The organism is Rhodococcus sp. IEGM 1305, assembly GCF_030058635.1.
In the GTDB taxonomy this organism is placed as follows: domain Bacteria; phylum Actinomycetota; class Actinomycetes; order Mycobacteriales; family Mycobacteriaceae; genus Rhodococcus_F; species Rhodococcus_F opacus_D.
Window position 1 is genome coordinate 51,925 of the sequence record NZ_JASHKX010000017.1, and the last position, 13,559, is coordinate 65,483.

A 13,559-nucleotide genomic window follows, 5' to 3' on the forward strand; every position below is an offset into this window, starting at 1 on the left:
CATCGAGTCCTCCACCGGAAGCCCGGATGAATTTCAGCATTTCGGCTGATCCGGCGCGAGCACTTCGATCGGCGCCACGTCAACCGACACCGCAATGGTGCTGTTTCGTGCCTCTGTGTATATGACACCGCGCAGCGGCGGCACGTCCGCGTAGTCCCGGCCCCACGCGACCACGGTATACCGCTCGTCGACCAGCTGGTCGTTGGTGGGGTCGAAGGCGAGCCACCGGTCCCCCGGCATCCACACGGCCGCCCAGGCGTGGGTCGCGTCGACGCCGATCATCCGTTCCTTGCCGGGCGGCGGTTGCGTCGCCAGATAGCCGGACACGTACCGGGCCGCCAGTCCGCGCGAGCGCAGGCAGGCGATGGCGAGCCGGGCGAAGTCCTGGCACACCCCCGACCGCTTCTCGAGCACCTCCGCGACGCGCGTGGAGATCGACGTCGACCCCGACTTGTACTGGAAGTCGCGATGGATGCGCGTGGTGAGATCGACCACCGCGTCGGCGAGGGGCCGTTCCGGCGGGAAACTCGGCGCCGCGTACTCGCGGACCGCGTCGCTGATCTCGGGGGGTTCGAGGTCGAGCACGAACTCCTGCGCCATCGCTCCCTCGGTTCCCACGGGGCGGGACAACTCCCACGGCGCGTTCGCGGGTGCGGCGGCGAGTCGGGTCTTGTCGGGTCCGTAGACCTCGATCTCGGATTCGGCCGCCACGACCAGTTCCTCGTGCGGCGTGCTCACCTGGAAGTACAGGTCCCGGTTGCCGTACACGTCGGACCCGGTGGAACGGTCTGCGGGCGCCGGCGAGATGTCGACGACGGAACTCACGCATCGCTGTTCCTCGGTGTCGCGGGGCAGGAGATAACCCCGGCCGTACGACGAGGACACCGGCCCCGAGTACGTGTACGTGGTGCGGTGGGTGATCTTGTATCGGCGCAGCACCGGCCGTTCCGCTGCCCCGTCCGCGCGGGGCGACACATCGGTCATGCGGGAACCCCGCCCTGCGCGGCGCTCCACGTGGTCCCGCTACCCCACAGCGGCTGGGTGCCGCCCGGCAGCGACAGCTGACCTTTCAGCATCACGTCGGACAGTTCGCTCAGCAGTGCGCGCATCGTGGTCGTCAGCTCACCCAGCTCCTTCCTGGACCCGTTCGCGTCGACCGATTCGAGTCGAGCAGGATCGACGCGTCGCACGGTGTTGACCATGTCCTCGACGAGCCGCTCCGCACGCGACGCACCCGAGGCGTCCGGCAGTGCAGCCAGATTCGCACGGAGCGCCTCGAGCTGGAACGCCAGCGACCGCGGGTTCTTCACGTCGAACAGCAGCAACTCGGCCACGGCGGCCGGGCGGATGCTCCGATTGCGGCGGCGGTAGACGACGGAACTCTCCGTGGCGACGAGGAGCGATTCGATCACCGCCCGCTCGGTCGCCGGGTCCGTCCTCCGTCGCAGCGTGGACTCCACCAGCGCGATCAGGGTGGATGCCCGCTCGATCCGTTTGCCGATGTCCATGACGTGCCAGCCGGTGTCCCGCACCAGCGATTCCGCGGCGACTCCGGACAGTGCGAGCATCCCGCCGAGTACGGCGGACTGCGCCTCGAACAGCAGGGAACCGTCGTCGGCCGTGTCGGCGGCGACCTGCCCGAGTGCGCGTTCGACGGAACTGAGGACGGCCCAGATGTCGTTCGACAGTTGCCCGCGCACGGCCCGCGCGGCCTGCTCGACGCCGCGGACCGCATGCGCGAGCGACCCGTCCCGGTCGGGGTCGACCGTCAGCGAACGGAACTCCGAGCGCACCCGCGGCTGGTCGGCGACCGGATCCGAGCCTGCCTCGGCACCGCGATCGGGCCCTTGCGGGCGGTTCCCGGCGTCGGCGACCCGTAGGACCGTGTCGAGCAGGATCGGGAGGCTTCCGCCGCCCGCGAGCCACGGTCGCAGACGGTAGTCGCGGTACTTCTCGCCGACGGCGATCATCAGGCGTGCCGCACCCTCGGCGCGCTCGGCGAACCGGCCCATCCAGAACAGTTCGGTCAGTGCGCGCGGCGACGTCATCAGGTCGGACGTCGTCGCCGCATACGTGGGCAGGGCTTCCCCGTCGCGGTCGGCGGCGTCCCCCGGATCGGTGGACGCGGTGCGCTGGGCCAGCCGGATCCAGACGTCCTTCGCGCCGGCGTGACGCCGGTCGCCGCGCTCGGCCCCGGGAACGAGGGACGTGCCGAGACCTCCGGCCATGGGGGTGAATCCGACCTGCTGCGCGACGTTGAACAGCCGCACCCCGACCGGTGCGAGGAAGACGTCCCCGGATCCGTCGGCCGCCGGCGCATACGAGGGGTCCGGGACGATCTGCCCGACCCACCGCTCGGGTTCGGCCCGCACCCGGTCCAGCAGGGTGTCCCGGTCGGCGGCACCGAGCTCGGCGGGCACGATCGGCGACCCCCCGTGCACCGCGCGCAGCACCATCGACGAGACGTTCGCGAGGATGTGCGACAGCTCCGACCGGTCGCCACCCCAGAAACTCGGCACCGACGGCAGGAGTAGGTCCTCGTCGAGGAGACGACGGCACAGGTCCGGGAGCAGCCGGGTGAGGGCCGGGTTCTCGAGGATTCCGCTGCCGAGAGGGTTGACGACGGTCACCGCTCCCCGTCGCAGCACCTCGACGAGCCCGACCACGCCCGACCGGGAGTCGGGGCGCAGGTCGAGGGGGTCGGCGAGGTCGGCGTCCACCCGCCGGACGATCACGTCGACGCGTTCCAGGTTGCCGAGCGAGCGCATCCACACGTGGCCGTCGCGGACCACCAGGTCGGCGCTCTCCACGAGCGGGAAGCCGAGGACGGTCGCGAGATACGCCTGATCGAATGCCGCCTCGGACCGGGTACGGGGGCTGAGGACCACGACCAGGGGGTCCTCGGTGCCCGCGGGGGCGGCGTCGATCGCCGCCAGCCGCATCGACTGGGCGAAGGAGGACAGCGGACGCGGGCCCACGCTCTCGTAGATGCCGGGCATCGCCCGGGCGACGACGCGGCGGTCCGCCATCGCGTAGCCGGCGCCTGCCGGCGACTGCGTGTGGTCGCGCAGCGCGTGGAACGTGCCGTCGGCCCCGCGGCCGACGTCGAGTCCGTGCAGGAACAGTTGATGGCGGCCCGGCACCGTGATGCCGTGCGCCGCACGGACGTACCCCGGGTGTCCGAACACCGTGCGGGCCGGCACGGCGCCGCTCCGGACGAGCGCCATCGGTCCGTACAGATCGGCGAGTACTGCGTCGAGGAGGCGGGAGCGCTGCACGAAGCCCGCCGCGAGCTGCTCCCATTCCTCGGCCGCCACGATCAGCGGGACCGCGTCGATCTCCCACCGCGGCGGCACGGTCGGGGCGTCCGATCCGTCGAGGGGGTTGTAGGTGATCCCGTGGTTGTCGACGAGAAGCCGGATGCGGGACTGCAGGCGGCGGACGGAGTCCGGCCCGCCTCCGGTGAAGTCCTGGGCCAGCTCCGCCCACGGGTCCCGGACGTCGCCGCCGTCGTCGAAGAGTTCGTCGTAGCCCGCGCCGTCGTGGGGCGACACGATCATCAGGCCCTCCGCCTCTGTGCCACGGACCGCTCTTTCCGCGCCTGCTCGAGGAGCCGGCGGGGATCGCCGCCGCTGCGCAATCGCAGTGCCAGAACCAGGACGCCTGCGATCACGATGCCCACCATGTTGACACCGAGTTGCAGCGCCGCCAGCGCCGCGACGCGCCATTCGCCCACGGTGACCGCGACGGCGGCGAATCCCGCCGCGGGGACGGTGGTGACCGAAATGAAGACGCCGACGAGTGCCGCCGACTTCGCGGACACGAGCGCGAGCATGCCTGCCGCGCCGGCGAGGAGCGCGACGATCAGTGAGAGCGGTCCGACCCGGTAGATGAAGTCGACCTGGTCGAGGGACTCGATGCTCTCGAAGTCCATCCAGCCGACCCGCTCCATCAGCAGCGTCGCGACCAGCGTCGCCGCCATCGCGAATGGGAAACCGAAGAGCAGGGCGATCAGCGATCGCCGGGCCAGACCGAGCTTGCGCCGCATCAGCGCGACGGCGAGCGCGGCGAGCGGACCGAACTCCGGTCCCACCACCATGGCCCCGACGACGGTGATCGGCGAGTCGGTCACCACACCCACCGCGGCCAGCAGGCAGGCGATGGTGAGGAACGCGAGGAAGGTGCCGTTGAGTGTCGACTCCTCGCGCGTCCGGCTGACCAGTTCCTCCCACACGACGCTGTCCGCGGGATCGCCCGGAGCCGCCTTCTCCGCGTCGTGTGCGGACTTCGACAGCACCGTTTCGACGGGCACCACCGTGATCGCGCCGGTGCGATCGATTCCCAGGGCCTCGAGCGCGTCGATCACGTCGTTCGCGGACTCGCGGGCCACGTCGGTCTGGATCGCGTCACCGGCGGGGTCGATCGCGGCGGCGCGCAGCACCACCACGTGGGTGGCGCCGGGTTCCGCCGCGAGCACACCGAGGACGTCCTCGGTGCGCTCGGCCGGACAGATCACTCGCAGGTGCAACATCGTGTCCCCCGGCTGTTCCGCGTCGTCCGGTCAATCGAGTCCTGCCGGCAGATCGCGCCGGCGGGCCCGCCTACTTGGCTGCGGGTGCGTCGGGCTCGGCCGCCGCGGCATCGCCCTTCGGCTCCGGCTTGGCGTCCACCCCGGACTCCTTGCGCTGCTGCGCGGTGATCGGAGCCGGAGCATTGGTCAGGGGATCGACGCCGCCGCCCGACTTCGGGAACGCGATGACCTCGCGGATCGAATCGACACCGGCCAGCAGGGCGGTGATGCGGTCCCAGCCGAACGCGATGCCGCCGTGCGGCGGGGCGCCGAACGCGAACGCGTCGAGCAGGAAGCCGAACTTCTCCTCGGCCTCCTCGTGGGAGATGCCCATCACCTTGAACACTCGCTCCTGAATGTCCTTGCGGTGGATACGGATACTGCCGCCACCGATCTCGTTGCCGTTGCAGACGATGTCGTAGGCGTAGGCGAGCGCGGACCCCGGGTCGGTGTCGAACGTGTCGATCGACTCCGGCTTGGGCGAGGTGAACGCGTGGTGCACCGCCGTCCAGGCGCTGTAGCCGAGCGCGACGTCGCCGCTCGCGGTGGCGTCCGCGGTCGGCTCGAACAGCGGTGCGTCGACGATCCACACGAAAGCCCACGCGTCCGGGTCGATGAGGTTCTGCTTGCGGGCGATCTCGCCACGCGCGGCGCCGAGCAGCGCACGGGACGACTTGGTGGTGCCGGCGGCGAAGAAGATGCAGTCGCCCGGCTTCGCGCCGACGTGCGCGGCGAGGCCCTCGCGTTCGGTGTCGGTGAGGTTCTTGGCCACCGGTCCGCCGAGCGTGCCGTCCTCGCCGACGAGCACGTACGCCAGACCCTTTGCCCCGCGCTGCTTCGCCCATTCCTGCCAGGCGTCGAGCTGCTTACGCGGCTGGCTCGCGCCGCCGGGCATGACGACCGCGCCGACGTACTCCTGCTGGAATACCCGGAACGTGGTGTCCTTGAAGAGCTCGGCGCACTCGACCAGTTCGACGCCGAAGCGCAGGTCCGGCTTGTCGGAGCCGTAGCGACGCATCGCCTCCGCGTACGTCATGCGCGCGATCGGCGTCTTGATCTCGTGCCCGACCAGCTTCCAAAGCGACGACAGCACCTCCTCGGCGAGGAGGATGACGTCGTCCTGGTTGACGAAGCTCATCTCGATGTCGAGCTGGGTGAACTCGGGCTGGCGGTCCGCGCGGAAGTCCTCGTCGCGGTAGCAGCGCGCGATCTGGTAGTAGCGTTCGATGCCACCGACCATGAGCAGCTGCTTGAACAGCTGCGGGCTCTGCGGCAACGCGTAGAAGCTGCCCGGCTGCAGTCGCGCGGGAACCAGGAAGTCGCGGGCGCCCTCCGGCGTCGACCGCGTCAACGTGGGCGTCTCGACCTCGACGAACTCGTGGTGCGCGAGCACGGCGCGGGCCGCGGCGTTGACCTTGGACCGCAACCGGATGGCGTGGCCGGGGCCCTCACGGCGCAGGTCCAGGTAGCGGTACTTGAGGCGCGCTTCCTCACCGGCATGGTCGTCCAGCTGGAACGGCAGCGGCGCGCTCTCGTTGAGGACCTCGAGGTCGGTGACGTTGACCTCGATGGCCCCGGTGGGGATCTCGAAGTTCTGGTTGCCCTCGGGACGCACCTCGACCACACCGGTCACCTTGACGCAGTACTCCGCGCGCAGACGGTGAGCCTGCTCGGCGGCGGCGCCCTCCCGGAACACCACCTGGGAGACACCCGACGCGTCACGTAGATCGATGAAGATCACCCCGCCGTGATCACGACGCCTGGCAACCCAACCGGTGAGGGTTACGGTCTGCTGGGCCTGCTCGGCTCGCAATGAACCGGCGAGATGTGTGCGCAGCACGGGATTCCTTTCGAAACATGGGGCAAGCTACTTCGTTGGCTGAGATCCTACGGAGACACCGGGCGTGAGCGGAAACGCATACCCGCTTCACGTGCGAGGCTCGATCGGCACGCACCGGAAAACTGCAGAGAAAGCGACGACACATGACCTTCAACGAGGGCGCCCGAATGGACTCCGGCCGGGTGTCGGTCGGCGGCGGGGGCGGCGGTGGCCTCGGCGGCAAGTTCGCGATGGGCGGCGGCGCCGGCGGTCTGATCGTGCTGGTCCTCGCACTGCTCCTCGGCGGCGATCCCGGCTCGCTACTCGGCGGCCTCAGCGGCACCACCGATTCCTCCGCCCAGAATTCCGGCGCGGGCCTCGCCGGATGCGAGACCGGCGCGGACGCCAACCGCGACGTGAACTGCCGGGTGGTGTTCACCGCAGGCAGTCTCGACTCCGTGTGGGAGCAGGAGCTCGCGAAACAGACCGGCACCGCGTACGTGCCGCCGGAGGTCGTGCTGTTCTCCGGTTCGGTCAACACCGGCTGCGGCAACGCCACCAGCGAGGTCGGACCGTTCTACTGTCCGGCGGACTCGACGGCGTACTTCGACACCAGCTTCTTCCAGCTTCTCGTCGACCGCTTCGGGTCCAGCGGCGGACCGCTCGCGCAGGAGTACGTCGTGGCGCACGAGTTCGGCCATCACATCCAGAATCAGCTCGGCGACATCGGGCGGGCACAGGCCGACCCGCGGGGCGCCGACTCGGCCGCGGTCCGAACCGAGTTGCAGGCCGACTGCTACGCGGGCGTGTGGGCCCACTACGCCGACAGCCTCCCCGGCCCCGACGGCGGGCCGCCGTTCCTGAACACCCTGACCGGCACCGACATCGACGACGCCCTCTCCGCCGCCTCGTCGGTCGGTGACGACCGGATCCAGCAGTCCGCGGGCGCCCGGGTGAATCCGGAGGGCTGGACGCACGGCTCCTCGGAGCAGCGCCAGAAGTGGTTCGCCACCGGGTACCGGACGGGTCAGGTCCAGGCCTGCGACACCTATTCGGCGCGCGATCTGAACAACCCACCTGCGCTGCGCTGACCACCCGACTCACCGACAGTTATTTTTGTCTTGACAGAATTTACTGTCAGTGTGAGAGTTGACGCATGTTGGACGTAGCAGTGATCGATCAGGCGGCCGCCGCGGAGATCTCCCTGGACCCGGTCCGGGCGCGGTTGCTCGCGGCGCTGGCCGAACCCGGTTCGGCGAGTTCCATCGCCGCGACGGTCGGATTGACGCGGCAGAAGGCCAACTACCACCTGCGGGCACTCGAGGAGCACGGCCTCGTCGAACTCGTCGAGGAACGCAAGAAGGGCAACGTCACCGAACGGGTCTTCCAGGCCACCGCGGCGTCGTACGTCATCTCCCCCGCCGCGTTCGCCGCCCTCGCCCCCGATCCCGACCGGTCGCCGGACCAACTGTCGGCCCGCTGGCTGGTCGCACTGGCCGCGCGCCTGGTGCGTGAGGTCGGCGAGCTGATCGCCGGCGCCACCGCGGCGCGTCAGCCGCTGGCCACCTACGCGATCGACAGCGAGATCCGGTTCGCGTCCGCGGCCGACCGGTCCGCCTTCGCCGACGAACTCGGCGAGTCCATGAAGCACCTGGTGGCCCGATACCACGACGAGAACGCCCCGAACGGCCGCAGACACCGACTCGTCGTCGCACTGCACCCCAGCCTGAAAACACCGTCCGAGCAAGCGAAGTCACCCGACAACTGTCACGAGGAGAGCTAGCCATGTCCCAGAACTTCGAGATTCGCCGCGAGGTCGTCCTGAACGCCACCCCGGAAGAGGTGTTCGCCGCCGTCACCAGCGGCACCGGCGGGTGGATGTTCCCCTCCGATCTCGATCCCGGCGTCGGCAGCGAGGGACCGGACGACCCGACCGTCGTCGCGTGGGAGCCGCCGCAGAAGTTCGCCGTGCGCCAGGAAGGTCCCGACGGCTGGTTCAACGCCCTCGAATACCTCATCGAGGCCCGCGAGGGCGGCACCGCGGCGCTGCGCTACGTCCACAGCGGCATCTTCACCGACGACTGGGACGCGCAGTACGACGGCGCCGACAAGCACACCACGTTCTACCTCCACAGCCTCGGCCAGTACGTCCAGTACTTCGCAGGCCGCGCGGCCACCTACATCACGACCGCCGGCCCGGATACGTCCACCGGTCCGGGCGCGATGGCCACACTCCGCGGCGCGCTGGGGCTGACCGACACTTCCGCCGCAGGCGACGCCGTGTCCGTCGACGTGCCCGGTTTCGGCACCGTCGACGGTGTCGTCGACTACCTGACGCCGCACTTCATCGGCATCCGGACCGCCGATGCGCTGTACCGGTTCTACGGCCGCAACGCGTTCGGCGGAACGGTCGACGCGGCGCACCACCTGTTCACTGCGGGTGCCGACCAGGAGAAGTCGCAGGACGCGTGGAAGTCCTGGCTGGACAACGCCTTCGCCTGAACCCGGCACACCTCCGCTCAGGACGCCGTGAACTCGCCCCTCCCCGGAATGTTCGGGGTGCTCGTGGTGATCTCGATGCTGACCCGGCCCGCCCCCGGATCGAAGTACACGGCTGTCGGCGCGCCCGGACCGTCCCAGCCGCTCAACGCCCACTGCTTCGTTCCGGAGGCGCCGGTGTCGAGGTTGCGCCAATGCAGGGTGCCGTCGACCATGCAGACCCGGGAGGGGCCGACGAAGTACGTCGTCAACAGCACGTAGTTCGGACCGTACGGCTCCGGGTAGTCGGACGATGCGTGGGCGTCGATCCGCCCTCCGCACACGCTGAGGTCGCCGGGGTTCAGACCGTGCCCGATCGTGTAGGTGGGGGTCAGCGTCGCAGCATCCGCCCCGGCTGCGGCCGGTGCACCGAGTAGTGCGGCCGCGGCGAGCGAACCCACCACCGCCGATCGGACAACCAGATTTCCCACAGGCATGGCGCTCCTCGGTCGTTGTGCGTCGGGCGAACCTCTCTCCCCCTTGTCTCCGGGAATGCGGGGAGCGTTACTCGTGCGCTTGGCTAGTGTCGACGCAGAAACATCGGTCGACATCGACGAGGAGATTTCCATGTCGTTCACAGACGAAGAGATCGCCTACCTGCGGTCGCAGCCGATCGCCCGCGTCGCCACCGTGGGCGCGGACGGGCAACCCGACGTGGTTCCACTCGCCTTCGAGTTCGACGGAACGGACTTCTGGGTGGGAGGTTCCGGTCCGTCCGTCGCCGGTACCCGCAAGTTCCGGAACATCCGGGCCGGGAACGACAAGGTGTCGCTGGTCGTCGACGACCTGGTGTCGTTCGAGCCGTTCGTCGCGCGGTCCATCCGGGTCTACGGCACGGCCGATCAGCCGGTGGAACGGGACGGAATGGTCGGCCCCGGTCTCTATGTGCGCATCGCGCCGACCATCTCGTGGAGCTGGAACATGGCGGGAGAACCTGCCGGCGCCGAATGGTACGAGCCGAGGCGGACCGTTCACGTCAGAACAGAGTGAGCGCCGGTCCGGGACGACCGACTCCGACCAGTTCACCGCGATCGGGCTCGACGGCCTCGGTCTGTCCGGCCTCCCGATGGTTCGCCGCGCCGCCCAGACCGTACCGGTCGACGAGAGGGTCGACGCGCTGCTTCAGCCACGATGTGTACTCGGGCGGAACGTAGGCCGCCCGCCCGTACAACTGCCGGTACTGACGGACGAGAGCCGGATGCTCCGTCGACAGCCAGTTCATGAACCAGCCCTTGGTACTGCCGCGCAGGTGCATCGGGAAGACGGTCACACCCGAGGCCCCGGCATCGGCGATGGATTCGAGTAGTCCGTCCAGATGCCGCACCGAATCGGTCAGGAAGGGAATGACGGGGGCCACCATCACATTGCAGGGCAGGCCGGCGTCGGTGATCGCCCGGATCAGATCGAGGCGCGCCTTCGGGGTGGGCGTTCCCGGCTCGATCGACTTCTGGAGGTCGGGATCGTGGATCGCCAGCGACACGCCGATGCTGACCGGCACCTGCTGGGCCGCGAGCGTCAGCAGCGGGAGGTCGCGCCGCAGCAATGTCCCCTTGGTCAGTATCGAGAACGGGGTGGCGGATTCGGCCAGCGCTCGAATGATGCCGGGCATCAGACGGTACCGGCCCTCCGCTCGCTGATAGGGATCGGTGTTGGTGCCGAGCGCCACGTGCTCCCGCTTCCACGACCGACGCCCCAGTTCCTTGCGCAGCACCGCCGCGACGTTGGTCTTCACGACGATCTGACTGTCGAAATCGCGGCCCGCGTCGAGGTCGAGGTATTCGTGGGTGGGCCGCGCGAAGCAGTAGCGACAGGAATGTGAGCATCCGCGAAAAGCGTTGACGGTGAAGCGGAAAGGCAGTTGCGACTCCTCGGGCATCTTGTTCAGCGCGCTCTTGCACAGCACCTCGTGGAAGGTGATGCCGTCGAACTCGGGTGTCTGCACGCTGCGCACGAGCCCGGCGCGCTCCAGCCCCGGCAATGCACCGTCGTCGGCGTCGACCGCTTGCCCATCCCACCTCATGAGTACATGCGAACATTTGTTCTAACCGGTGTCAAGACTTCGACCCGCGCGGAGACCGGATCGTGGGGAAAGCCCGCGCTGGTGAGCGCCGGATCGGGGCTTGCGACAATGTTGCCCATGTCGAACAGAAACAACGTCTCGTCCGGTTCCGAATGGGAAGCCAAGATCGGCTATTCCCGCGCCGTGCGCATCGGCCAGCTCGTGTCCGTGTCGGGCACCACGGCGTCGGGTCCCGACGGCCCCGTCGGCGGAAACGATCTCGGCGAACAAACCCGGGAGGCACTGCGCCGGATCGAGGCAGCACTCACGGAGGCCGGCGCGAGCACGACCGAAGTGATCCGCACCCGCATGTACCTCACCGACATGAGCCGGTGGGAAGAGGCCGGCATCGCGCACGGCGAGGTCTTCGGCGAAATCCGACCCGCCACCACGATCCTCGAGGTCAGCGCGCTGATTGCCCCCGGCCTGCTCATCGAGATCGAGGCCGACGCCGTCATCGGCGACTGACCGACGCGGGGAGGCGGCACCTCACCCACCCGTTCACGACGCACGCATTTGCGTGCTGAGCACCGCCTCGACTTCCGACCGGGTCGCCACCGTAGTGGGCGCCCGGTCGGAATCCGAGATGGGTGGGTCCGCACCCGGTGTGGGCACGCCTGAGCGACACTCACTGCCCGACCGGCGATCTGCCTGCGGTCATGATCTGCGGGATTCCGCCGATCGGTAGATGCGTCGCGTTTCTACGTTTTCAAAGATCAACCTGGGATACCCGGGCCGACGCTCTTGTCGAGCATCCAGCGGCCGTGTTGCTCGAACTCTGCGTCACCAATGTTGTGAGCCCACACCGCAGTCGCTATCGCGTGATGCATCCACTCGAGGTCCAAGGTTTCGACGTCCGAGGCGGTGAGATCACGCCCGAGACCGGCAAGGAAGGCCTCCTCCAAATCGGGTCGGCCCATGAACTGCTGAGGCTGCAACCTCACCAGATCACTTGTCCAATGCCTCCAGCTGGTCAGCCGGCACCAGATCGTCCGCCCGGTCGATGTACCCATGCGTGCGCTCGATCAGATTTGCGTAGTACACGGTAGACACCTCGCCCGGCAACAGCAGGCCAGCGAGTGCCTGCCCCGCCTGCAGGTAGGTGGCCGGGCCCCATTCCGCTGGCGACCCCTCGACCGTGATGCCTTCACGATGAAGTCGTTGCAAGCTGTCCGCACTCTCAGTACGGTCGTGTCCTGCAATGGCCACGAATGATCCGCGAGAACCTGCCACTGCCCGAACCAACGGTCCAGTAGAGCCGATTGCTCTTCTGTCAGATCTGTTCTCCGCCCCGGGACGTCCCCAGACTAGGCCGAGCCGATCGTGTGCATGTTGGTAGGCACTTGCTGAATCATCCACCATGCGACGACGCTGAGCTGCCTGCTTGCTATAGCGCTCTCGAGATCAGTTCTTTCATGACCTCGTTGGATCCGGCGTAGATGCGCTGGATGCGGGCGTCGGCGTACATCTGGGCGATGGGGTATTCGAGGATGTAACCGTATCCTCCGAACAGTTGGAGACAGCGGTCGATCACGGCGCACTGCTGGTCGGTCAACCAGTATTTCGCCATTGCGGCGGTGGTGACATCGAGTTCGCCGCGAAGGTGCTTGTCGATGCAGTCGTCGATGAAGGTGCGCGAGACCCTCGCGAGTGCCGCGCATTCGGCAAGTTCGAAGCGGGTGTTCTGGAGGTCGAACAGGGTCTTTCCGAACATTGTCCGCGATTTGGTGTACTCGATCGTGAGTGCTACTGCGCGTTCGATCGCGGCGACGGCAGCGACGCCGCAGATCAGCCTTTCCTGTGGTAGTTGCTGCATCAGCTGGACGAATCCGGCACCCTCACGTTCTCCGAGGAGGTTGTCCACCGGGACGCGAAGTCCGTCGAAGAACAGTTCGGTGGTGTCCTGCCCCTTCTGGCCCAGCTTTTCGAAGATCTGTCCGCGCGAGAATCCGGGAGTGTCGTCGTTCACCTCGGCGACAACGAGAGACACACCCTTCGCCCCGAGCGTGGCATCGGTCTTGGCCGCGATGATCACGAGGTCACAGTTGCGACCGTTGGAGATGAAGGTCTTGCCGCCGGTGATGACATAGTCACCCCCGTCACGCACGGCCTTGGTAGTGATATTTTGCAGATCCGAGCCGGCGCCCGGTTCGGTCATGGCGATGGCACCGACCCATTCACCGCTGGTGAGCTTGGGAAGCCATCGCGATTTCTGCTCGCGGCTTCCGTACGCGTTCAGGTAGTGCGGAACGATTCCCGAGTGCACACCGAGCTGCAACGAGTGGTCACCCGCCATCACCTGTTCGTGGAACAGCACGGCATCGTGAGCGAAAGTTCCTCCCCCTCCGCCGAACTCCGTAGGAATCGACATACCCGACAAGCCCAGCTTGCCCAGGGTGCCGTAGACCTCCTTGTCCGGAAAGCCCTGTGCGGCGAACCGGCGTTGGTGGGGGGTGACCTCCTTGGCGAAGAAGTTGCGGGCGAGTTCGGCAACCGCGCCGAGTTCGTCGTCCATCCATGGGGATGCGATGTCGGTGATGGCAGGGTGAGCAGTCAAGGGTTCGTCTCCACAG

The 13,559-nt window shown here is 68.1% G+C and carries 14 protein-coding genes; 5 read left to right on the plus strand and 9 right to left on the minus strand.

Annotated elements, in window-relative coordinates; all coding sequences use genetic code 11:
- Positions 1–33: 33 nt before the first annotated feature.
- From QM693_RS22260 to aspS, 4 genes are all read right to left on the minus strand, one after another.
- Positions 34–984, minus strand: a complete 951-nt coding sequence (locus QM693_RS22260) for a transglutaminase family protein (RefSeq protein WP_283353443.1) — start codon at positions 982–984, stop codon at positions 34–36.
- Entirely contained in the window at positions 981–3,560 is a 2,580-nt protein-coding gene (locus tag QM693_RS22265) for a circularly permuted type 2 ATP-grasp protein (protein WP_283353444.1), read from the minus strand. Before QM693_RS22265 ends, QM693_RS22260 begins: the two co-directional genes overlap by 4 nt.
- Positions 3,560–4,531 carry a DUF389 domain-containing protein gene (locus QM693_RS22270; protein WP_105421877.1) on the minus strand — a complete coding sequence of 324 codons (972 nt, stop codon included), beginning with the start codon at positions 4,529–4,531 and terminating at the stop codon, positions 3,560–3,562. The genes QM693_RS22265 and QM693_RS22270 overlap by 1 nt, the downstream gene beginning before the upstream one ends.
- 70 nt (positions 4,532–4,601) lie before the next feature.
- A complete protein-coding gene (gene aspS / locus QM693_RS22275) occupies positions 4,602–6,410 on the minus strand; it encodes an aspartate--tRNA ligase (RefSeq protein ID WP_283353445.1) in 1,809 nt (602 codons plus the stop codon).
- Positions 6,411–6,553: 143 nt separating this feature from the next.
- On the opposite strand from aspS, the gene ypfJ reads away from it, so the two are divergent.
- From ypfJ to QM693_RS22290, 3 genes are all read left to right on the plus strand, one after another.
- A complete protein-coding gene (gene ypfJ, locus QM693_RS22280) occupies positions 6,554–7,480 on the plus strand; it encodes a KPN_02809 family neutral zinc metallopeptidase (protein ID WP_283332332.1) in 927 nt (308 codons plus the stop codon).
- 65 nt (positions 7,481–7,545) lie between these two features.
- Positions 7,546–8,172 (plus strand): ArsR/SmtB family transcription factor, encoded by a 627-nt coding sequence (locus tag QM693_RS22285; RefSeq protein ID WP_283353446.1) that lies wholly within the window; start codon positions 7,546–7,548, stop codon positions 8,170–8,172.
- A gap of 2 nt (positions 8,173–8,174) precedes the next feature.
- Positions 8,175–8,891: an SRPBCC family protein gene (locus tag QM693_RS22290; protein ID WP_283353447.1), complete on the plus strand. Its 717-nt coding sequence runs from the start codon at positions 8,175–8,177 to the stop codon at positions 8,889–8,891.
- Positions 8,892–8,908: 17 nt separating this feature from the next.
- Here the strand turns inward: QM693_RS22290 and QM693_RS22295 are convergent, their stop codons facing one another.
- Positions 8,909–9,364 carry a hypothetical protein gene (locus QM693_RS22295; protein WP_283353448.1) on the minus strand — a complete coding sequence of 152 codons (456 nt, stop codon included), beginning with the start codon at positions 9,362–9,364 and terminating at the stop codon, positions 8,909–8,911.
- Between the two features lie 130 nt (positions 9,365–9,494).
- On the opposite strand from QM693_RS22295, the gene QM693_RS22300 reads away from it, so the two are divergent.
- A complete protein-coding gene (locus QM693_RS22300) occupies positions 9,495–9,917 on the plus strand; it encodes a PPOX class F420-dependent oxidoreductase (protein ID WP_271211387.1) in 423 nt (140 codons plus the stop codon).
- Here QM693_RS22300 and QM693_RS22305 read toward each other — a convergent pair.
- Positions 9,904–10,947 carry an Rv2578c family radical SAM protein gene (locus QM693_RS22305; RefSeq protein WP_283353449.1) on the minus strand — a complete coding sequence of 348 codons (1,044 nt, stop codon included), beginning with the start codon at positions 10,945–10,947 and terminating at the stop codon, positions 9,904–9,906. The genes QM693_RS22300 and QM693_RS22305 overlap by 14 nt on opposite strands.
- A gap of 117 nt (positions 10,948–11,064) precedes the next feature.
- On the opposite strand from QM693_RS22305, the gene QM693_RS22310 reads away from it, so the two are divergent.
- The gene (locus tag QM693_RS22310) at positions 11,065–11,454 is read left to right on the plus strand and encodes a RidA family protein (protein WP_502942660.1); all 390 of its coding nucleotides are present in this window, start codon (positions 11,065–11,067) and stop codon (positions 11,452–11,454) included.
- A gap of 248 nt (positions 11,455–11,702) precedes the next feature.
- Here QM693_RS22310 and QM693_RS22315 read toward each other — a convergent pair whose 3' ends face one another.
- The 3 genes from QM693_RS22315 to QM693_RS22325 all read right to left on the minus strand — a co-directional run bounded on the left by QM693_RS22315 (position 11,703) and on the right by QM693_RS22325 (position 13,543).
- Positions 11,703–11,930: a hypothetical protein gene (locus tag QM693_RS22315; protein ID WP_283353451.1), complete on the minus strand. Its 228-nt coding sequence runs from the start codon at positions 11,928–11,930 to the stop codon at positions 11,703–11,705.
- 4 nt (positions 11,931–11,934) lie between these two features.
- Positions 11,935–12,195: a hypothetical protein gene (locus QM693_RS22320; RefSeq protein WP_283353452.1), complete on the minus strand. Its 261-nt coding sequence runs from the start codon at positions 12,193–12,195 to the stop codon at positions 11,935–11,937.
- 178 nt (positions 12,196–12,373) lie between these two features.
- Positions 12,374–13,543 (minus strand): acyl-CoA dehydrogenase family protein, encoded by a 1,170-nt coding sequence (locus QM693_RS22325; RefSeq protein WP_502942661.1) that lies wholly within the window; start codon positions 13,541–13,543, stop codon positions 12,374–12,376.
- Between the last annotated feature and the right edge of the window lie 16 nt (positions 13,544–13,559).